Here is a 19,157-nt window from a genome sequence, read left to right as displayed (position 1 = left end):
CAGGGCGTCTCTCCCACGGTGTCCCCACGCCGGTCCCGAGACGTCTTGCCGCCCTCTAACGGCAATCTTCGACCAAGCAGAAAGAAACCTCGTGGCAAACATCAAGTCCCAGATCAAGCGCGTCAAGACGAACGCCGCCCGGACCGAGCGCAACCGCGCCTACAAGTCCGAGCTGCGCACGTGGATCCGCAAGGTCCGCACGGCCGCCGACGCCGGCGACGCCGAGGCTGCCCAGGCCGCTCTCGTCACCGCCAGCAAGAAGCTCGACAAGGCCGTGAGCAAGGGTGTCATCCACGCCAACCAGGCCGCCAACAAGAAGTCGGCCCTGGCCAAGCGCGTCAACTCCCTCTGAGCTGACGACCTGACGAAGGGGGCCGGTCACCGCGAGGTGACCGGCCCCCTTCGTCGTGCGCACGACCTCCAGGCCAGGCGTTACACCGGGTCGTCGTCGTAGTCGCGGCCGGCGGCCACGGCACGGACGGCGTCGGTCACCGCCGCGAAGACCTGCTCGTCGAGGACGGCTCCGTCGCGTCGGACCGAGCCGGGGTCGATCCGCAGCACCCGGTTGACCCGGGCCTCGCTGCGGCGGCCGTCGCGGTCCCAGGCGCCGGCGCCGATGTCGATCCAGCGTCGACCGGCGGCCGCCTCCTGCTCGGCGTCGAGGTCGTGGTCCTGACTGGTCAGCTGCAGACCGAGGAGCCAGCCGCCGTCGCGGCCGACGAGGAGCACCGGGCGGTCCTTGCCCTGGGCGTGGTCCTCCTCGTAGGGCACCCACGCCCACACGACCTCGCCGGGGGAGGGCGTCGGGTCGTCGGGGGTCGGGGCCCAGTGCATCGTCGGCGTGCCGGTGAAGTCGCCGGGGTAGTCGCTCATGGCAGCCCACGCTAGTGCCGGCGCCCGTGAGCATCCTCACGAACTGTCCGCCGGGAAAGTTACCCGCGAGGTAACCGGCCGTCCACCTCCGCCCGCAAGCCTTGCCGCCATGCCCTCGGACGCCACACCCCAGTCACCCCTGCCCGGACCCGCCCGACGCGATGTCGTGCGCGGGGCCGCCGCGGGGGCCGTCGTCACCACGGCGACGCTCGCCCCCTTCGCCACGTCGCCGGCGCACGCCGCACCGACGACCGGCTTCCTCCACGGAGTCGCCTCCGGCGACCCCCTGCCCACGTCCGCCGTCCTGTGGACGCGCGTGACCCCGACCGCTGACGCGACGCCCGGATCGGGCCGCGGGAGCCGCGTGTCCGTCGACTGGGAGGTCGCGACGGACGCGAGCTTCGCCAAGGTGGTGCGGCGCGGCTCGATGGCGACCGGCACCGAGCGCGACCACACGGTCAAGGTCGACGCGACCGGACTGAAGCCCGGGACGCGCTACGCCTACCGCTTCCGCAGCCGCGGTCACGTCTCGCCGGTGGGCTGGACCCGGACCGCACCGGCGGCCTCGGCGACGCCCTCCCGGCTGCGCCTCGGCGTCGTGTCCTGCTCCAACTGGGAGGCGGGCTACTTCGCCGCCTACCGGCACCTGGCCGACCGCGGCGACCTCGACGTCGTGCTCCACCTCGGGGACTACCTCTACGAGTACCCCACCGGCGAGTACGGCGCGGCGAAGGGAGCCGTGCGCGCCAGCGAGCCGGCCCACGAGATCGTCAGCCTCGCCGACTACCGCGTGAGGCACGGCCACTACAAGACCGACCCCGACCTGCAACGGCTGCACGCCGCCGCGCCCTGGGTGACCACGTGGGACGACCACGAGAGCGCCAACGACGCGTGGATCGACGGGGCCGAGAACCACCAGCCGGAGAGCGAGGGGTCCTGGGCCGACCGCGCTGCTGCCGCCCGCCGGGCCTACGACGAGTGGATGCCGATCCGCCTGTCGGGGACCTCCGCCCTCGGTGACGGGAGCCAGGTCTACCGGCAGCTCTCCTTCGGCACCCTGGCCGACCTGCGGATGCTCGACCTGCGCTCCTACCGCAGCGAGCAGGCGTCGCCCGCCGCGCTCGGTGCGGTTGGTGACGCCGACCGCACGATCCTCGGAGACGGGCAGATGGCCTGGCTCAAGCAGTCGCTGAGCGACTCGTCGGCCACGTGGAAGCTCGTCGGCAACCCCGCGATGATCTCGCCGGTGACCTTCGGCGCCGTGGACGTCGAGGTCGGGCAGGCGCTGCACGACATGGGCGGGATCCTCCCGCCCGAGGGGATCCCCTACAACGTCGACCAGTGGGACGGCTACACCGCCGACCGGCGCGAGCTCATCGACCATCTCGCCGACCACGCGATCACCAACACGGTCTTCCTCACGGGCGACATCCACTCCGCGTGGGCGTGCGACCTGCCGAAGAACGCCGGCACCTACCCCTTCAGCAGGAGCGTCGCCGTGGAGTGGGTCGGCACGTCGGTGACATCCAACAACCTCGACGACATCCTCAAGGTCGCGCCGCGCACGGTGTCGCTGAGCGTCGAGGGCGCGATCCGCACGGCCAACCCGCACGTGCGCTACCTCGACTTCGACCGGCACGGCTACAGCGTGCTCACCCTCACCCCGGCGCGGGCGCAGATGGACTGGTACGTCCTCGCCGACCGCACCGACCCGGACTCCGCCGCTCGGTGGAGCGCGGGCTTCGAGACCCTGCCCGGCACGCAGCGCACCCGCCGCGTCTGGTACCCCGCCAGCTGACACCCCCGGAGAGACGATGAACGACCAGACCCAGCCCTCCCGCCGGACCCTGCTGCGCTTCGCCGCGGCCGGCGGCACGAGCGTGGCGATCTCGGGGGTGCTCGGTGCCCCTTGGGCGTCCGCGGCGCCCCGCAAGAGCTCGCGCCGCGTCTACGTGCTCGTCACCGACGGCCTGCGCCCCGACGAGATCACCGCCGACTGCACCCCCCACCTCCACGCCCTGCGAAGCGGTGGCACCTGGTACCCCAATGCCCGGTCGCTGCCGATCATGGAGACCATCCCCAACCACGTGATGATGATGACCGGCGTGCGGCCCGACCGCAGCGGCGTGCCGGCCAACAAGATCTACGACCGTGGCCTCGGCGAGTTCCGCGACATGGACCAACCGAGCGACATCAAGGTGCCGACCGTCATCGAGCGCCTCAACGCGCGGGGCCTCACGACCGGCACCGTGCTGTCGAAGGACTACCTCTACGGGATCTTCGGCGACCGGGCCACCTACCGGTGGGAGCCCAAGCCGCTCATGCCGATCACCGACCACGCGCCCGACGGCTACACCTACGACGCCCTGGTCAAGATGGTCGACGAGGCCGACCCGCACCTGGTCTTCGCCAACTTCGGCGACATCGACCGCGTCGGTCACGCCGACCTCGGCGGCACCATCAACCTGCCGGCGATGCGGTACGCCGCGCTGGCCAACACCGACCGCCTCGTCGGCAACTTCGTCGAGCACCTCAAGGCGAAGGGGGTGTGGGAGCAGTCGATCGTCATCGTCCTCGCCGACCACTCGATGGACTGGTCGATGGCCCACCGGGTCATCTCCCTCGGCGCACCGATCTGGTTCGACACCACCCTGCGGGACAAGGTCGAGATCGCGCAGAACGGGGGCGCCGACAGCTTCTACTGGACCGGTCCGGCGGGGGAGAAGGCCGCCGGCATCGCCCGGCTGCGCGAGGTCGTGCTGCGCCAGCCGGGGGTGCTGTCGGTCCACACGCCGGCCCAGCTGCGGCTGAGCCCGGTGGCCGGTGACCTCATCGCCTACTGCAAGCAGGGCTGGCGCTTCTCCGACCCGACGATCTTCAACAACCCGATCCCGGGCAACCACGGCCACCCTGTCACGGCGCCCATCCCCTTCGTCGTCGCAGGAGGCTCCTCGCTCGTGCGGCCCGGCACCCGGACCGCGACCGCGCACACCGTCGACGTGGCGGCGACCGTCGGTGCGGTCTTCGGCCTGCCGTCCCTGCCCGGCGGCTACGACGGGGTCTCCCGCCTCTGACTCGCGCCGTGTGCAGGCCCGGCCCCTCGTCCGTGGGAGGATGGGGGGCCGAGCCCTGTCCCGTCGATCCCGAGGTCCGTCACCCGTGTCACCCCAGGCCAGTCAGGCCCTCCCGCCGAACGCGACGCCGCCCGCGCAGATCCGCAACTTCTGCATCATCGCCCACATCGACCACGGCAAGTCGACCCTGGCCGACCGGATGCTGCAGATCACCGGTGTCGTCGAGGCTCGGCAGATGCGCGCGCAGTACCTCGACCGGATGGACATCGAGCGCGAGCGCGGCATCACCATCAAGTCGCAGGCCGTGCGCATGCCGTGGGAGCAGCAGGGCGAGGTCTTCTGCCTCAACATGATCGACACCCCGGGCCACGTCGACTTCACCTACGAGGTCTCCCGCTCGCTCGCCGCGTGCGAGGGCGCGATCCTGCTCGTCGACGCCGCGCAGGGCATCGAGGCCCAGACCCTCGCCAACCTCTACCTGGCGATGGAAAACGACCTGACGATCATCCCGGTGCTCAACAAGATCGACCTGCCGGCGGCCCAGCCGGAGAAGTACGCGGAGGAGATCGCCGGCCTCATCGGGTGCGAGCCCGAGGACGTGCTCAAGGTGAGCGGCAAGACGGGCGAAGGGGTCGAGGAGCTGCTCGACGAGATCGTCGCCAAGCTGCCCCCGCCGGAGGGCGACGCGGACGCGCCCGCCCGGGCGATGATCTTCGACTCCGTCTACGACAACTACCGGGGTGTCGTCACCTACGTCCGCGTCGTCGACGGTGCCCTCCACCCGCGCGAGAAGATCGCGATGATGTCGACCAAGGCGACCCACGAGCTGCTCGAGATCGGGGTGATCTCCCCGGAGATGCTGCCGAGCAAGGGCCTCGGCGTCGGCGAGGTCGGGTACCTCATCACCGGCGTCAAGGACGTGCGCCAGTCCAAGGTGGGTGACACGGTGACCAATGCGGGGGCGCCGGCCACGGAGGCGATCGGGGGCTACAAGGACCCCAACCCGATGGTCTTCTCCGGGCTCTACCCGATCGACGGCAGTGACTACCCGACGCTGCGCGATGCGCTCGACAAGCTCAAGCTCAACGACGCTGCGCTCGTCTACGAGCCGGAGACCTCCGCGGCGCTCGGCTTCGGGTTCCGCTGCGGCTTCCTCGGACTGCTCCACCTCGAGATCGTGCGCGAGCGGCTCGAGCGCGAGTTCGACCTCGACCTCATCTCGACTCAGCCCAATGTCGTCTACGAGGTGACGATGGACGACGGGTCGCTCATCACGGTGACCAACCCGAGCGAGTTTCCCTACGGCAAGGTGGCCGAGGTCCGTGAGCCGGTCGTCAACGCGACGATCCTCGCCCCGAGCGAGTTCATCGGCGCGATCATGGAGCTGTGCCAGGGCAAGCGCGGCCAGCTCGGTGGCATGGACTACCTCTCCGAGGACCGCGTCGAGATGCGCTACACGCTGCCGCTCGCCGAGATCGTCTTCGACTTCTTCGACCAGCTGAAGTCCAAGACCCGCGGCTACGCCTCGCTCGACTACCAGGAGGCCGGCGACCAGGCGGCCGACCTGGTCAAGGTCGACATCCTCCTGCAGGGCGAGACCGTCGACGCCTTCAGCGCGGTCGTCCACAAGGACAAGGCCTATGCCTACGGCACGATGATGGCCGGCAAGCTCAAGGAGCTCATCCCGCGGCAGCAGTTCGAGGTGCCGATCCAGGCCGCCATCGGCGCGCGGATCATCGCCCGCGAAAACATCCGCGCCATCCGCAAGGACGTGCTCGCCAAGTGCTACGGCGGCGACATCTCCCGCAAGCGCAAGCTGCTCGAGAAGCAGAAGGAGGGCAAGAAGCGGATGAAGAACATCGGCACTGTCGAGGTGCCGCAGGAGGCCTTCATCGCCGCACTCTCCTCCGACGACTCCGCGGTGGACAAGGCCAAGAAGTAGCCCATCCCACTAGCGTGGGTGGATGACCGACGCCGTCACGGCCGCGCTGCCCCGGCACCTCACCCCCTTCGTCGAGGCGATGGTCGGCTATCGCATCACCGGCGCGTCCCCGGGGACGCACGTCGGGATGCCGTCCGGGACGGTCACGCTCGTCCTCTCCCTCGACGCCCCGCTCGACCTGGTCGGGCCGGACGGCCGCGAGGGTCGCTTCGACGCGGTCGTCGCCGGGCTGCACGACCGCCCCGCCCTCATCCGGCATGACGGCAGCCAGCACGGTGTCCAGCTCGACCTGACCCCGGCCGGTGCGTCGCTGCTGCTCGGCGGTCCGGCCGCGGAGCTCGCGGGGACGGCCGTCGACCTCGCCGCGCTCGTCGGCCCGGATGCCGCGCGGCTGCACGAGCGCCTGTCGGAGACCGACGGCTGGGAGGGCCGCTTCGCGCTGGTGACCGACGCCCTCTTCGCCCGGCGCGAGCCGCGCCGACGGCCGCAGCCCGAGGTCGAGCACGCCTGGCGACTCCTGCAGCGCACCGCCGGGCGGGCCCCGGTCCACGAGGTGGCCCGCGAGGTGGGCTGGTCCACGCGACACTTGGCCGCACGCTTCCGGGCCGAGTACGGCCACGCGCCCAAGACGACCGCGCGGGTCCTGCGATTCCAGCGCAGCCACCGCCTCGTCGGGGCGGGGAGGCCGCTCGCGGACGTCGCGGCCGTCTGCGGCTACTCGGACCAGTCGCACCTGACCCGCGACTGGGTCGCCCTCGCGGGTGCCTCCCCGACCCGCTGGCTGCGCGAGGACGAGATCGCATTCGTCCAAGACGCCGGCGGCCCCCACGCCCGAGGCTGAGGGCATGGACACGACCACCGACCACAGCATCTGGCCCGGCCTGACCGCCCGCGACCCGCACGCCCTGCGCGCCTGGCTCGTCACGCTCGGCTTCACCGAGGGCGTCCTCGTCGAGGAGGGGGACCTCGTGCGGCACAGCGAGATGCTCTGGCCCGAGGGCGGCCGGGTGATGATCGCGAGCGCCCGGCCGGACGACCCGCACTTCACGACGCCGGCCGGCAGCGCGAACCTCTACGTCGTCACCGACGACCCCGACGCGGTGCACGCGCACGCCGAGGCGCTGGGGGCGAGCTTCACCCGGCCGATGAAGGAGGAGGACTACGGCTCGCGCGGGTTCAGCATCCTCGACCCCGAGGGCAACTCCTGGAGCTTCGGCACCTACGCCGGATGACGTGACGCAGCCGACGCGGCCTCCCCTTCCGGGGAACCAAGCGCGCGCTTAGTGTGTCGGGCATGGCCCAGCAGACCTTCGACCTGTACCAGCGCATCACGAGTCTCCCGGCGGGTAAGCGGATCTTCTCCCTGCTCTACGCCGTCAAGGCGCCCTACTTCGCGACGGTGCGCCCCCAGGTGCGCGAGGTCCGCGCCCACCACGCCGAGCTGTCGATCCGCAACCGCAAGCGGGTGCACAACCACATCGGCACCCTCCACGCGATCGCCGTGTGCAACGGCCTCGAAGCCGCCATGGGCCTGCTCGCCGAGGCGACCTGCCCGAGCGACCATCGGTGGCTGCCGCGCGGCCTGCAGGTGAGTTACCTGGCCAAGTCGACGACCGATCTGCTGTGCGTCGCCGAGACCGATCCCGAGCAGTGGACGGGCGAGGCTCCCTACGACGTCGACATCCGGGTCAAGGCGGTGCGCACCGACGGCGTCGTCGTCGTCGAGGGCGTCATCCCCGTCTACGTCACCGCCAAGCCGAAGAAGGCCTGAGCCTCACCCCGCGAGCCGGTCGCGCAGCCGCGTGACCTCCTCCTGGGACCACCCGGCGGCCTCGAGCCAGCCGACCGTCCCGCCGTGCTCCGCGTCGAGGTGCGAGAGCACCGCGGCCATCGACTCCGCGCGGGGTAGCTGCTCCTCGAGCGTGTGGGTCGGCAGCGACCTGCGGTAGGGCTCCACCTCGATCAGGCGCCCGATGATCCGCTCGAGTCGCTCGGCGGTCAGGACGTAGTCGGCGATGATCTCCTCCTCGGGCACCCCGGCGACGGCCAGGGCCATGCCGACGACCGTGCCCGTGCGGTCCTTGCCCGCGGCGCAGTGGACGACGGTGCCCCCGGCGCTGTCCCGGACCGCGGCGAGCGCGGCGGCCACGGAGTCGGGACGCCTCGTGAGGTAGCCCGTGTAGTGACGCGCCCAGAAGGTCCCGTCCCGCGGGGCGGGGTCCTCCCGACCCCACCGCACCGCGAGCGCCTCCGCGACCGTCTCGCCGGCATCGAGATCCTCGCGCAGCAGGCTGTGGTGGTGGTGGGTGAGCGGCGTGGACCGCAGCGGCCCGGCGCCGGTGACCTCGTGCTCCACGTGGCTGCGCAGGTCGACGACGTCGGTCACCCCGAGCTCCTCGACGAGGTGACGGACGTCCCCTTCGCTCAGGGCCTGGAGGTTGTCGCTGCGGATCAGCCGACCCTCGCGGGTGGTGCGGCCGTCGCGGGTGGGCAGCCCGCCGAGGTCCCGCATGTTGACGACGCCGTCGAGCTCGATCCACCGGGTCATGGCGACCACGCTATCGGTGGGAGGATGGGCCGGTGCGTCCCCCCTTCGGCATCTACCTGCACGTGCCCTTCTGCACGGTCCGCTGCGGGTACTGCGACTTCAACACCTACACGGCCACCGAGCTGGGTCCCGCCGGCGGGGCGAAGGGGGCGAGCGTCGCCACCTTCGTCGACGCCGCGATCAGCGAGCTCGACCTGGCGCTGCGGTCCGTGGGCACCGATCGCCCGGTCTCGACGGTCTTCGTCGGCGGCGGCACGCCGACCCTGCTGCCGCCGCAGGACCTCGTGCGCTTCCTCGACGCGGTGCGCGAGCGGTGGGGGCTGGCCGACGACGTCGAGGTGACCACCGAGGCCAACCCGGACAGCGTCACCGAGGAGTCGCTGCGCATGCTCGCCGACGGTGGGTTCACCCGGGTGAGCATCGGCATGCAGTCGGCCGTGCCGCAGGTCCTCGCGACGCTCGACCGCACCCACGACCCGGCCAATGTCGCCCGCGCCCTGACCGCGGCCCGGGCCGCGGAGCTCGCGGTGAGCCTCGACCTCATCTACGGCACGCCGGGGGAGTCCCTCGAGCAGTGGCGCACCTCGCTCGAGACCGCGCTCGCCCTCGAGCCCGACCACCTGTCGGCCTACGCCCTGACCGTCGAGGACGGGACCAAGATGGCGGCCCGGGTGCGCCGCGGCGAGCTGCCGATGCCAACGGGTGACGACGAGGCCGACAAGTACGAGCTCGCCGACGAGCTGCTGACCGCCGCCGGCTACGACTGGTACGAGATCAGCAACTGGGCGCGCACCACCGCCGACCGCTGCCGGCACAACGAGGCCTACTGGCGCAGCCACGACTGGTGGGGCGTCGGCCCCGGCGCCCACAGCCACGTCGACGGCGAGCGCTGGTGGAACCTCAAGCACCCCGCGACCTGGGCCAGGTCGCTGGCCGAGGGCGACCCGGCCGCCGAGCGTGAGGCCCTGACGGCCGAGCAGCGCGCTGACGAAGAGGTCCTCCTCGGGGTGCGCCTGCGCGAGGGGCTGCCGACCGATCGCCTTGAGCCGCAGGGCCGCCGGGCGGTCGCCGGCCTCGTCGCCGACGGGCTCGTCGATGGCCGCGAGGCAGTGCGCGGTCGGGTCGTCCTCACCCGCCGGGGTCGGCTGCTCGCGGACACCGTCGTCCACCACCTCGTGGGGAGCGCCGGTGCCTGACGTCCCGCAGATCCCTGACCTCATCGCGGCCTTCGACCTGCTCGGCGTCTTCGCCAACGGTCTGCTGGGTGGGGCCGTCGCCCGCCGCCACCAGCTCGACCCGGTCGGATTCTCGGTGCTGGCGATCATCTCCGCTTTGGGGGGCGGCGCGATCCGTGACGTGCTCCTCGACGTCCAGCCCGTCGCGCTGACCGACCTGCGCTACCTCACCGTGGCCCTCGTCGCGGCGGGCATCGCCTTCCTCGTCCCGCTCGAAGGGCGCCGCTGGCGGCAGGTCTTCCCCTGGGTGGACGCCGTGGCGCTCGGCACCTGGGCCGTCGTCGGCACCCAGAAGGCGCTGCTGCTCGACATCCACTGGCTCCCGGCGATCCTGCTCGGCGTGCTCACCGCGTGCGGGGGAGGAGTCGTGCGCGACGTCATGCTCGGCAGCGTGCCCGCGATCCTGCAGCGCTCCGAGCTCTACGCGACCGCGGCCTTCGCCGGCGGCGCCTCCTTCGTCCTGCTCGAGCTGGTGACCGCTGATCCGCTCGCCTCGTTGGGCGCACTGCTCATCGGCGGCGGCGTGTGCGACCTCGCTCGACGGCGTGGGTGGATGCTGCCGACCGAGGCGACGTGGCGCCCGAGCCGGGTGCACCGCCGCTGACCCTGCCTCGATGACCGCTCCGCGGACTCAGGTGTGCGAGCGCTTACCCGATGGCGCACGATGGGCCGCATGACCACGACTCGCACCGCCATCGTCACCGGAGCCGCCCGCGGGATCGGCCGGGCCATCGCCCTTCGCCTCGCCACCGACGGCCACCACGTCGCCGTGCTCGACCTCGACGAGTCCGCTTGCCAGGCGGTCGTCGACGAGATCACCGAAGGGGGCGGGACCGCCCTGGCCGTGGGCGTCGACGTCTCCGACGCCGAGCAGGTCGAGGCGGGCGTCGCTCGCGTGGCCGAGGAGCTCGGTGCCCCGACGCTGCTCGTCAACAACGCCGGCATCATCCGCGACAACATGCTCTTCAAGATGAGCGTCGACGACTGGGACTTGGTCATGGCGGTCCACCTGCGGGGCGCCTTCCTCATGACCAAGGCCGCCCAGGCGCACATGACCGCGGAAAAGTACGGTCGCATCGTCAACCTCAGCTCGACCTCTGCCCTGGGCAACCGCGGCCAGACCAACTACTCGGCCGCCAAGGCCGGCATGCAGGGCTTCACCAAGACCCTGGCGATCGAGCTCGGCAAGTTCGGCGTGACGGCCAATGCGATCGCCCCCGGCTTCATCCAGACCGACATGACGGCCGCGACCGCAGAGCGCATCGGTGTGCCCTTCGAGGACTTCCTCGCCCACGCGGCCAAGGAGACCCCGGTCGGCCGCGTCGGCCAGCCCGAGGACATCGCCGCCACCGCGTCCTTCCTCCTGTCCGAGGAGGCCGGCTTCGTGTCCGGCCAGGTCATCTACGTCGCAGGCGGCCCGAAGGACTGACCCCTCGGCGGCCGTCGTCGTGCGTGACGTCGGCTGGATCTGCGCCGGCATCCCCCTTCGCCTGCGGTCCGGTGCCGACGCGCTCAGCCCGTGGCCGGGAAATCCGCTCGTGGCCGGGAAAGCTGCTGGTGACCGCGCAATTTCGCGGTCACCAGCAGCTTTCCCGGCCGGATCCGATCTTCCCGGTCAATCGGTCCGGCCGGACGGGCGTCGGGGCAACCCTTCGAGACGGCCGCGGGCGACCTCCTCAGGGAGCGGGGAGGATCAGCCCTCGGGCGCCGTGACGAAGTCGATGAGCTCCTCGACGCGCCCGAGGAGGGCGGGCTCGAGGTCGGCATAGCTGCGGACGGTGCCCAGGATCTGCTTCCAGGCGCGGGCGATGTCGGCCTGGGAGTCGTGGGGCCAGCCGAGGTGGGCGCAGATCCCGCGCTTCCACTCCATCGAGCGGGGGATCGTCGGCCAGACCTCCATGCCGAGGCGCTGCGGGCGCACCGACTGCCACACGTCGACGTAGGGGTGCCCGAGGACGAGCACGTGCTCGGGCGCGACCTTGTTGGCCTCGGCGACGATGCGCGACTCCTTGCTGCCCGGCACGAGGTGGTCGACGAGGACCCCCATCCGCCGACCGCGGCCGGGGGCGAAGTCGCGGATCGCGGCCGCGAGGTCGTCGACGCCGTCGAGCATCTCGACGACGACGCCCTCGACCCGCAGGTCGTGGCCCCAGACCTTTTCGACGAGCTCGGCGTCGTGGCGGCCCTCGACGAAGATCCGGGACCCGATGGCGACCCGGGCCTTGGCGTCGTGCACGGCGACGGACCCGCTCGTAGTGCGGGAGGCCTGCTTCTCGGCGGCTGCGAGGGCCGCGCGCTGGGCCCCCTTCGGCGCGGTGAGCGAGACCGGGGCGCCGTCGACGAGGAAGCCCGGACCGAGCGGGAAGGCCTTGACCTTGCCCCGCCGGTCCTCGAGGTGGACGACGTGGACGCCGCCCGCCTTCTCCACGGCGACCACGGCGCCGACCCAGCCGGTCTCGACGTCCTCGACGACGGTGCCCGGCGCGGCCTCCATCGCCCGCGAGGTCGGTCGGGCCAGCCGGCCCTTCGACTTCCAGTCGCCGGAGAGGACGTCCATGCCGTATCGATCGCTCACGGCACGGACGGTAGGCCGAAGGGAGGTCACTCGCGGCGTCGGCACGCCGGATTCCGGGGAATGGCCGCCCCGGTCGTAGACTTGGCACTCAGGTGGACCGAGTGCCAGCGGTCCCGTTCGTGGGTGTCGAAGGAGGTCAGCATGAGCCAGGAGCGCCGCATGGCCGTGCTCAGCGCCATCGTCGAGGACTACGTCCAGACGTCGGAGCCGGTCGGCTCCAAGGCGCTGCTCGACCGCCACCAGCTCAACGTCTCGGCCGCGACCGTGCGCAACGACATGGCCGCGCTCGAGGACGAGGGGCTCATCATCGCCCCACACACCTCTGCGGGGCGCATCCCGACCGATGCCGGCTACCGGCTCTTCGTCGACCGGCTGCAGGCGATCCGCCCCATGTCCCGGGGGGAGCGCGCGGCGATCACCGACTACCTCGAGGGTGCCGACGACCTCGACGTCGTCCTCGACCGCACGGTCCGTCTGCTGTCGACGCTGACCCGGCAGGTCGCGGTCGTGCAGTACCCCTCGCTCACCCGCAGCACGGTCAAGCACATCGAGCTGGTGCCGATGAGCGAGACCCGGCTCATGGTCGTCGTCATCATGGGCACCGGCCGCGTCGAGCAGCGCGTGGTGCCCACGGGGGTCGACTACCTGGCTCCCCAGGGCGCCGATGCCCTGGCCAGCGCACGCGGCCGGGTCAACGCCGCCACCCGCGACCGCCGCCTCGCCGAGGCGCTGGAGTCGCTGCGCACCCTGCACGACGAGGACGTCGAGACCGAGGACGCCCTCACCGCCGGGGTCATCGGTGTCGTCGAGGCGGCACTGGCCGAGGAGCGGGCGACCAAGGTCACCCTGGCCGGCACGGCCAACCTCGCGCGCAGCTCGAGCGACTTCCCGATGACCCTCGAGCCGGTGCTCGACGCCCTCGAGCAGCACGTCGTGCTGCTCAAGCTGCTCAGCGTCGAGGCCGATCAGGAGGCGCCCGGCGTGTCCGTGCGCATCGGCTCCGAAAATCCCGTGACCGGGCTGCAGGGGACCTCGCTCGTCACCTCCGGCTACGGCGCGGGCGACGAGCAGGTCGGTGCCGTCGGCGTGCTCGGCCCGACCCGCATGGACTACCCGGCGACGATGGCACAGGTGCGTGCCGTCGCCACCTATCTCTCGCGGATCGTGGATGCCTGACCGGCGTCCGCTCCGCACCTGACCAGACCGACCCACGACCCACGAGGACGTCACGCGTGAACGACTACTACGAGGACTTGGGCGTCAGCCGTGAGGCGACGCCCGAGGAGATCAAGCGGGCCTACCGCAAGCTCGCCCGCACCCTGCACCCCGACGTCAACCCCGGCCCCGAGGCCGAGGAGCAGTTCAAGCGGGTCTCGCAGGCCTACGACGTCCTCTCCGACGAGACGAAGCGCCGCCAGTACGACATGGGCGGCGACCCCTACGGCGGTGCCCACGACGGCTTCGGCGCCGGCTTCACCTTCAGCGACATCATGGAGCAGTTCTTCGGGCAGGCGGCCGGCGGCGCCGGCCGCGGCCCCCGCTCGCGCTCGGCGCGCGGGCAGGACGGTCTCGTGGGGCTCGAGCTCGACCTCGCGACCGCGGTCTTCGGCGGTCAGGAGGAGCTGACCATCGACACCGCCGTCGTCTGCGGCACCTGCTCCGGCGACGGCGCCCAGCCGGGCACCGGCCGCCGCACGTGCGAGACCTGCGCCGGCCGCGGCGAGGTCCAGCAGGTGCAGCGCTCCTTCCTGGGTCAGGTGATGACCAGCCGCCCGTGCCCGACCTGCCAGGGCTTCGGCGAGGTCATCCCCAACCCCTGCCACGAGTGCTCCGGCCAGGGCCGGGTGCGCAACCGCCGCACGATGACCGTGCGCATCCCCGCCGGCGTCGACAGCGGCACCCGCATCCACCTCGAGGGCGAAGGGGAGGTCGGTCCCGGTGGCGGGCCGGCCGGTGACCTCTACGTCGAGCTGCGGGTGCGTGACCACGAGACCTTCACCCGGCGCGGTGACGACCTGCACGCGTCCGTCGCGGTGCCGATGACCGCGGCGGCGCTCGGGGTGACGATGAGCTTCGCCACCCTCGACGGCGAGCAGGAGATCACCATCAAGCGGGGCACCCAGCCCGGCGACACGATCGTCCTGCCCGGCCTCGGCGTCACGCACCTGCGGCGCGAGGGCCGCGGTGACCTCGTCATCCACGTCGACGTGCGCACCCCGACCAAGCTCGACGCGGAGCAGGAGCGTCTGCTGCGGGAGCTCGCGGCCGTGCGCGACGAGGAGCAGCCCGATGGCGAGCTCGACGACGTCGACTCCGGCTTCGTCGGTCGGCTGCGGCACGCCTTCAAGCGCTGACCGGAGGGGGGAGTCCTCCCCATGTCGTCACCCCGGCTGCGTCGCTAGGTTCGTCGCAACACAGACCGTCCAGGGGAGTAGGCGATGATCAGCGAGGGAATGGATGCCGGCCGGGTCCGGCAGGTCGCGGGAGCGCTGCGGGCGCAGAGCTCGGCGCTCGGCGACGTGGGAGGCAAGGGCACGGCGCTGATGCGTGTGCTCGACGGCGCGTGGGAGGGCTCCGACACGGAGCAGTTCTCCCGGGCGTGGGACGGACTGCGCCCGGCCATCGAGCGGGCCAGCCAGATGCTCTCCCAGATGGCCGAGGGCCTGGCGGTGCAGGCCGAGGACCAGGAGGGCGCCTCCGAGGGTGAGGGCGGCCCGCGGCTGCCTCGCCTGCCCTTCCCGATCCCGCTCCCTCCGCTCCCGCCGCTGCCGCGGTGGCCCAAGCTGCCCCGACTGCCGCTGCCGCCGTGGCCCTTCCCGGTGCCGCCGATCCCGCCCTTCCCGCGGCTGCCGCTGCCGCCGTGGCCCTTCCCGCCCATCCCGCGGTGCCCCGTGCCCGTCCCGCCGCTCCCGGAGCCGCGCATCCAGCGCGTCCCCGATGGCGGGGGCGACGACGGCCCGAAGCTGCCGCCGCCGGTCCCGCCGATCATGGCCACCTCGCCCTTCGCGTCGACCATGGTGGCCGATCCGCTGCCCACGCCGCCGTCCATCCCGGAGGACTTCCCCAAGGGGCCGTACAACCCGGTCCCGATGCCGGAGCCGTTGCCGCTGCCGGAGGACTTTCCGGAGGGGCCGTTCAACCCGGTGCCGATGCCGGAGCCGATGCCCATGCCGTTCCCGGAGGACTTTCCGGAGGGGCCGTTCAACCCGGTGCCGATGCCGGAGCCGATGCCGTGGCCGGAGGACTTCCCCAAGGGGCCCTACAACCCGGTGCCGACGCCGATCCCGGTCGACCCCATGCCCTACCCGCTCGACCCGGACCCCTTCTCACCGGGTGGTCCCTTCGCGCACCCGCTGGACCGTCCCTTCCCCGAGCGTCCCTTCCCCGAGAACTGACGAGGTAGCCAGTCATGACCGACACGACCACCGCCCAGGATGCCGTGGAGCTGCCCGACCTGAGGTCCGCTCTCATGGCCGAGGCTGCGGGGGAGGCGGCGGCTGCCGTCACCGCCCGCCGGACCGAGCCCGGGGCGTTGCGCCTGGGGTCGCTCACCGACGAGGAGCTGGTGGCCGCCCTCGGCGACGTCGAGACCGCGGCACCGCTCGGCCGGTGGTTCAGCGGACTCGACGACGCCACGGCCCAGACGGTCCGGGCATCGGCGCTGCGCTCCCTGACCTCTCGTGGGGAGGTCGTCTTCGCCCCCGACGAGGAGGGCACGGTCGCGCCCCGGGTGGGGCAGCGACTGCTGGGGCTGCTGCGCCTGCGCCTCGAGCCGGCTCGCCTCGTCGTCGAGTCCGTCGTCGGCTCCGGCCCCGCCTTCTACGTCCTGCGCCAGGGTTCAGCAGGGTGGATGCGTGAGCTCGTGAGCGCGGACGGCTTCCACTCCTTCGACCTGCTCGAGCTCGACGACACGGAGATCAACACCTTCGCGGCCGCGCTGGGTGTGGGCGCCGGGGCCGCCCCGAGCGATGTCGACCTCGTCCAGCCGGCCGACGGCGAAGCCCCGGCCGCGGTGCGCGAGGTCCTCGCTGCGCAGGAGCACGTCGCGCAGGTGACGCTCACCAGTGCCGAAGGGGAGACCACCGGGCTCGTCGTGGCGGTGGGTGCCGATGGTGCGCTGACCCTCGGCCGCCCGGCGGAGGACGGCTCGGTGCACTTCACCGGGGCGAGCACCGACGAACTGCGGGCCGTCTGGACCACGTGGAGGACCGACCAGTGAGCGTCGCAGAGGGGATGGAGACCGGCAGGGCCCGGTCGATCGCCGACCAGCTCAGGTCGCAGGGCTCCGTGATCGGCGACGTCGCCGCGCGCGGCAGCGCGATGATGAGCGTGCTCGAGGACGTCTGGCAGGGGCCCGACGTCGAGCAGTTCGCGCGCGAGTGGGGCAGTGCCCGGCCGCAGCTCGATCGCGCCGAGCAGCTGGTGCGGGACATGGGGGAGGAGCTCGCGCGCCAGGCCGAGGACCAGGACCGTGCCTCCGAGGGCTCGGGCATCGGTCCCGGGGGCCCACAGCTGCCCAAGCTGCCGGGCCTCCCGGACTTCCCGGGCTTGCCCGGCCTCCCGAAGCTGCCGTCCTTCCCCGACATCTTCGGTGTCATCGGCGACCTGCTCAAGGGGGCGTGGGACTTCCTGCGCAGCTTCGCCTACTCGATCCCGGCCCTCCTCGCCGATGCCCTCGCCTGGGCCGACGAGGCCTTCCAGGTGCTGAAGAACCTCAAGTGGCTCAAGTGGCTCTCCCTTCCGCTCAAGCTCCTCGGCAAGGTCACCCCCTTCCTCGGGGCGATCCTCGGGCTGTGGGACATGGGCGAGTCGATCTACCGCTGGTTCACCGAGGGCTTCTCCAAGGACTCGGTGCTGCAGTTCTTCCAGGGGCTCACCGGCACGATCGCCGGTGGCCTGGGCATCGCGGCCCTCTTTGCGACCGGCACGATCCTCGGGGCGCCGGCCGGGCTCGTGCTCGGGGGGTTGGCGCTCGTCTTCGGTGGGATCTCGATCGGCATCGGCATCTACCGCGAGTTCGACGACGAGATCGACGCCGCGGCGAAGTGGGCCTGGGACAACGGGCTCATCGGTGGCCCGCTCAACCCCAACAGCCCGCTGCCCGGGTTGCCGCTGCCCCTGCCGCAGTTCCCGCCGCCGACGATCCCCGTCCCCGGGCTACCGGACTGGCCGGGCGCGCCCACACCGACGGTCCCGCAGCTGCCCATCCCCAACCTGCCGGGGATCCCGACGCCGACCTTCCCGAGTCTGCCGAGCCTGCCCGGCCTGCCCAAGCCGTCCTTCCCGGGCATCCCGATGCCCCGACTGTGGTGAGGTTGACCCATGACGACGACGCCGACCGACACGCCCCCCGCTGCCGACGACCTGCCGGACCTGCGACCGATCATCGCCTCCGATGAGGCGGCTCAGGCCGTCGAGGAGGTTCTGGCCGAGTACGCGAAGTCGTCCGACACCAGCCACCTCGGCTCGCTGACCGACGAGGAGCTCGTCGTCCTCATGGGTGGCATCGAGGCCGTCGAGCCGGTGGGGCAGTGGTACCCGGGGCTCGGTGAGCACCCCCAGCGGGTCAGCCGCGCCACGGCCCTGCGCTCGCTGACCTCCCGCGAGGAGGTCATCGTCACCCAGGACGCCGAGGGCGACCTCAGCGCCCGCGTCTCCCGTCGCCTCATGGCCCTGCTGCGGATGCGCTTCGAGCCGGTCGGGCTCTCGGCGCAGTCGATGACCCGGCAGGGGCCGTCCTGGTACGTCCTGCGGAGGGCCGGTGACCTCTGGCTGCGCGAGGTCGTCACCGCCCAGGGCTTCCACGCCTTCGACCTCGTGCGGCTCGACGACGACGAGGAGCTCTTCTTCCGCGGCATCCTCGGCCTGCTCGACCACGCCACCGCGTCGTCCGTCGACGGGCTGCGCCAGCCGGGTGGCGGGGCGCCGGCGCCGGGCGAGGTCATGACCTTCCTCGCCCGCCAGCGAAACGTCACCCAGCTGGCCCTCGTGCCGCCGGGGGAGGACGCGGAGCCCGAGGCGTGCGTCGTCGCCGTGGACGAGCAGGGCGGGACGACCGTCGGCACCGTCGAGGGCGACGGGCTCGTCTACGCCGGCACCGCGCCGCAGGACGTCCTCGAGCGCTACCGGGCCTGGCGCGGCGCCTGGTGACCCGCGGCTTCGTCCGCCTCGACGGTTCCGCCCGCTCGGCGGCGGACCTCGACGCCTGGCTGCGCCTCGGACCCGAGCACCTCGGCCAGGTCCGGACGCGCCACACGGTGCCCGCGGCCTCCCGCCCCGTCGCGGTCCTCCTCGGACTCGTGGCGCTGCTCCTCGTGGGACTGGTCGTCGTCATGGGCGTGCTGGCCGCGGTCGGGGCCATTCCTCTGGTCGCGGTGCTCTGCCCCCTCGGCGTCGGCGTGGTCGTCGCGGCGCTCCTGCTCCCGGCGATGCTCGCCACCCGCGGCAGCCGGACCATCGAGGTGCGTGAGCACGGCCTGCTCGTCGCCTCGCGCCCCGTGCCCTACGCGACGATGGACCCCGGCCGCATGGTGTGGGCGACCTCGGCGCGCGCCGCTCGGTCGGTCGTGACGCTCAACCGGCGCCGTCGGGTCGCCGGCGGGGAGTGCCTCCTGCTCAACGGCACCGACGGCCCTGACGCGGTCGAGGACTGGCGGGGGCTGGGCACCAAGTACGACCCGCTCTCCACCGCTCCCCGGCTGGACACCCCCTTCGTCTGGTGGGTGCTCGGGCCGCGCGACGTCGGCGGCTTCGTCCGTGATCTGGAGGCCGCGATGGCCGCCGACGGCTACCCCGTGCGGGGTCTCGCCGACCACCTGACGCGGCACCGCGCCGACGTCCCGACCGGACGTGAGGCTTACCCGCGCCGCGCGCCGTACGACCCGCCGCTCTGGCGGGGTTGACGCGAGGC

At 72.3% G+C, this 19,157-nt stretch carries 20 protein-coding genes; 17 read left to right on the top strand and 3 right to left on the bottom strand.

Features of this window, described 5'->3' with window-relative positions; genetic code table 11:
• Positions 1-91: 91 nt before the first annotated feature.
• Complete coding sequence (gene rpsT, locus B9B60_RS10050; protein ID WP_072624931.1) at positions 92-352, top strand: 30S ribosomal protein S20; 261 nt, start codon at positions 92-94, stop codon at positions 350-352.
• An 80-nt stretch (positions 353-432) separates the two neighbouring features.
• On the opposite strand, the gene B9B60_RS10045 is transcribed toward rpsT, so the two are convergent.
• Positions 433-873, bottom strand: a complete 441-nt coding sequence (locus B9B60_RS10045; protein WP_084451276.1) for a type II toxin-antitoxin system PemK/MazF family toxin — start codon at positions 871-873, stop codon at positions 433-435.
• A gap of 109 nt (positions 874-982) precedes the next feature.
• Here B9B60_RS10045 and B9B60_RS10040 point away from each other — a divergent pair, with 109 nt between their 5' ends.
• The 6 genes from B9B60_RS10040 (at position 983) to B9B60_RS10015 (ending at position 7,660) form a co-directional block, all read left to right on the top strand.
• Positions 983-2,671 (top strand): alkaline phosphatase D family protein, encoded by a 1,689-nt coding sequence (locus B9B60_RS10040; RefSeq protein ID WP_084451275.1) that lies wholly within the window; start codon positions 983-985, stop codon positions 2,669-2,671.
• Between the two features lie 16 nt (positions 2,672-2,687).
• On the top strand, positions 2,688-3,947 hold the full coding sequence (locus tag B9B60_RS10035; protein WP_084451274.1) for an alkaline phosphatase family protein: 1,260 nt from the start codon (positions 2,688-2,690) through the stop codon (positions 3,945-3,947).
• Positions 3,948-4,032: 85 nt separating this feature from the next.
• Positions 4,033-5,889, top strand: a complete 1,857-nt coding sequence (gene lepA / locus B9B60_RS10030; RefSeq protein ID WP_084451273.1) for a translation elongation factor 4 — start codon at positions 4,033-4,035, stop codon at positions 5,887-5,889.
• Between the two features lie 22 nt (positions 5,890-5,911).
• Positions 5,912-6,730, top strand: a complete 819-nt coding sequence (locus B9B60_RS10025; RefSeq protein WP_072624924.1) for an AraC family transcriptional regulator — start codon at positions 5,912-5,914, stop codon at positions 6,728-6,730.
• 4 nt (positions 6,731-6,734) lie between these two features.
• Entirely contained in the window at positions 6,735-7,121 is a 387-nt protein-coding gene (locus tag B9B60_RS10020; protein ID WP_072624923.1) for a VOC family protein, read from the top strand.
• Positions 7,122-7,183: 62 nt separating this feature from the next.
• On the top strand, positions 7,184-7,660 hold the full coding sequence (locus B9B60_RS10015; protein ID WP_084451272.1) for a hotdog fold domain-containing protein: 477 nt from the start codon (positions 7,184-7,186) through the stop codon (positions 7,658-7,660).
• A 3-nt stretch (positions 7,661-7,663) separates the two neighbouring features.
• Here the strand turns inward: B9B60_RS10015 and B9B60_RS10010 are convergent, their stop codons facing one another.
• Complete coding sequence (locus tag B9B60_RS10010; RefSeq protein ID WP_084451344.1) at positions 7,664-8,437, bottom strand: tyrosine-protein phosphatase; 774 nt, start codon at positions 8,435-8,437, stop codon at positions 7,664-7,666.
• 32 nt (positions 8,438-8,469) lie between these two features.
• Between B9B60_RS10010 and hemW the strand changes: the two genes are divergently transcribed.
• From hemW to fabG, 3 genes are all read left to right on the top strand, one after another.
• Positions 8,470-9,633, top strand: coding sequence for a radical SAM family heme chaperone HemW (gene hemW / locus B9B60_RS10005; protein ID WP_084451271.1), 1,164 nt, complete (start codon positions 8,470-8,472; stop codon positions 9,631-9,633).
• On the top strand, positions 9,626-10,276 hold the full coding sequence (locus B9B60_RS10000; RefSeq protein WP_084451270.1) for a trimeric intracellular cation channel family protein: 651 nt from the start codon (positions 9,626-9,628) through the stop codon (positions 10,274-10,276). Before hemW ends, B9B60_RS10000 begins: the two co-directional genes overlap by 8 nt.
• Positions 10,277-10,345: 69 nt before the next feature.
• Positions 10,346-11,101, top strand: a complete 756-nt coding sequence (gene fabG / locus B9B60_RS09995) for a 3-oxoacyl-ACP reductase FabG (protein ID WP_084451269.1) — start codon at positions 10,346-10,348, stop codon at positions 11,099-11,101.
• A gap of 264 nt (positions 11,102-11,365) precedes the next feature.
• Here fabG and B9B60_RS09990 read toward each other — a convergent pair whose 3' ends face one another.
• Positions 11,366-12,247 carry a DUF3097 domain-containing protein gene (locus tag B9B60_RS09990; protein ID WP_084451268.1) on the bottom strand — a complete coding sequence of 294 codons (882 nt, stop codon included), beginning with the start codon at positions 12,245-12,247 and terminating at the stop codon, positions 11,366-11,368.
• 141 nt (positions 12,248-12,388) lie between these two features.
• Here B9B60_RS09990 and hrcA point away from each other — a divergent pair, with 141 nt between their 5' ends.
• The 7 genes from hrcA to B9B60_RS09955 all read left to right on the top strand — a co-directional run bounded on the left by hrcA (position 12,389) and on the right by B9B60_RS09955 (position 19,149).
• Positions 12,389-13,423, top strand: coding sequence for a heat-inducible transcriptional repressor HrcA (gene hrcA / locus B9B60_RS09985; RefSeq protein ID WP_084451267.1), 1,035 nt, complete (start codon positions 12,389-12,391; stop codon positions 13,421-13,423).
• A gap of 56 nt (positions 13,424-13,479) precedes the next feature.
• A complete protein-coding gene (dnaJ, locus tag B9B60_RS09980; RefSeq protein WP_084451266.1) occupies positions 13,480-14,601 on the top strand; it encodes a molecular chaperone DnaJ in 1,122 nt (373 codons plus the stop codon).
• A gap of 84 nt (positions 14,602-14,685) precedes the next feature.
• Positions 14,686-15,642, top strand: a complete 957-nt coding sequence (locus B9B60_RS17700; RefSeq protein WP_084451265.1) for a WXG100 family type VII secretion target — start codon at positions 14,686-14,688, stop codon at positions 15,640-15,642.
• A gap of 14 nt (positions 15,643-15,656) precedes the next feature.
• Positions 15,657-16,466, top strand: coding sequence for a hypothetical protein (locus B9B60_RS09970; RefSeq protein WP_084451264.1), 810 nt, complete (start codon positions 15,657-15,659; stop codon positions 16,464-16,466).
• Positions 16,463-17,560 carry a hypothetical protein gene (locus B9B60_RS09965; RefSeq protein WP_143445532.1) on the top strand — a complete coding sequence of 366 codons (1,098 nt, stop codon included), beginning with the start codon at positions 16,463-16,465 and terminating at the stop codon, positions 17,558-17,560. The genes B9B60_RS09970 and B9B60_RS09965 overlap by 4 nt, the downstream gene beginning before the upstream one ends.
• 9 nt (positions 17,561-17,569) lie before the next feature.
• A complete protein-coding gene (locus B9B60_RS09960) occupies positions 17,570-18,397 on the top strand; it encodes a hypothetical protein (protein ID WP_084451262.1) in 828 nt (275 codons plus the stop codon).
• Positions 18,394-19,149, top strand: a complete 756-nt coding sequence (locus B9B60_RS09955; protein WP_084451261.1) for a hypothetical protein — start codon at positions 18,394-18,396, stop codon at positions 19,147-19,149. The genes B9B60_RS09960 and B9B60_RS09955 overlap by 4 nt, the downstream gene beginning before the upstream one ends.
• Positions 19,150-19,157 lie beyond the last annotated feature (8 nt).

It is taken from the genome of Janibacter indicus (assembly GCF_900176385.1).
Taxonomy (GTDB): Bacteria; Actinomycetota; Actinomycetes; order Actinomycetales; family Dermatophilaceae; genus Janibacter; species Janibacter indicus.
This window is presented reverse-complemented; position numbering and strand designations above follow the sequence as displayed.

What these genes read in the sequence shown, in the direction of transcription:
- B9B60_RS10020 (WP_072624923.1), top strand. Translation starts at nt 6,735, where the DNA reads ATGGACACGACCACCGACCACAGCATCTGGCCCGGCCTGACCGCCCGC.
- B9B60_RS09970 (WP_084451264.1), top strand. Translation starts at nt 15,657, where the DNA reads ATGACCGACACGACCACCGCCCAGGATGCCGTGGAGCTGCCCGACCTG.
- B9B60_RS10015 (WP_084451272.1), top strand. Translation starts at nt 7,184, where the DNA reads ATGGCCCAGCAGACCTTCGACCTGTACCAGCGCATCACGAGTCTCCCG.
- B9B60_RS10035 (WP_084451274.1), top strand. Translation starts at nt 2,688, where the DNA reads ATGAACGACCAGACCCAGCCCTCCCGCCGGACCCTGCTGCGCTTCGCC.
- B9B60_RS10010 (WP_084451344.1), bottom strand. Translation starts at nt 8,437, where the DNA reads ATGACCCGGTGGATCGAGCTCGACGGCGTCGTCAACATGCGGGACCTC.
- B9B60_RS10040 (WP_084451275.1), top strand. Translation starts at nt 983, where the DNA reads ATGCCCTCGGACGCCACACCCCAGTCACCCCTGCCCGGACCCGCCCGA.
- B9B60_RS10045 (WP_084451276.1), bottom strand. Translation starts at nt 873, where the DNA reads ATGAGCGACTACCCCGGCGACTTCACCGGCACGCCGACGATGCACTGG.
- fabG (WP_084451269.1), top strand. Translation starts at nt 10,346, where the DNA reads ATGACCACGACTCGCACCGCCATCGTCACCGGAGCCGCCCGCGGGATC.
- hrcA (WP_084451267.1), top strand. Translation starts at nt 12,389, where the DNA reads ATGAGCCAGGAGCGCCGCATGGCCGTGCTCAGCGCCATCGTCGAGGAC.
- B9B60_RS17700 (WP_084451265.1), top strand. Translation starts at nt 14,686, where the DNA reads ATGATCAGCGAGGGAATGGATGCCGGCCGGGTCCGGCAGGTCGCGGGA.
- B9B60_RS09960 (WP_084451262.1), top strand. Translation starts at nt 17,570, where the DNA reads ATGACGACGACGCCGACCGACACGCCCCCCGCTGCCGACGACCTGCCG.
- B9B60_RS10025 (WP_072624924.1), top strand. Translation starts at nt 5,912, where the DNA reads ATGACCGACGCCGTCACGGCCGCGCTGCCCCGGCACCTCACCCCCTTC.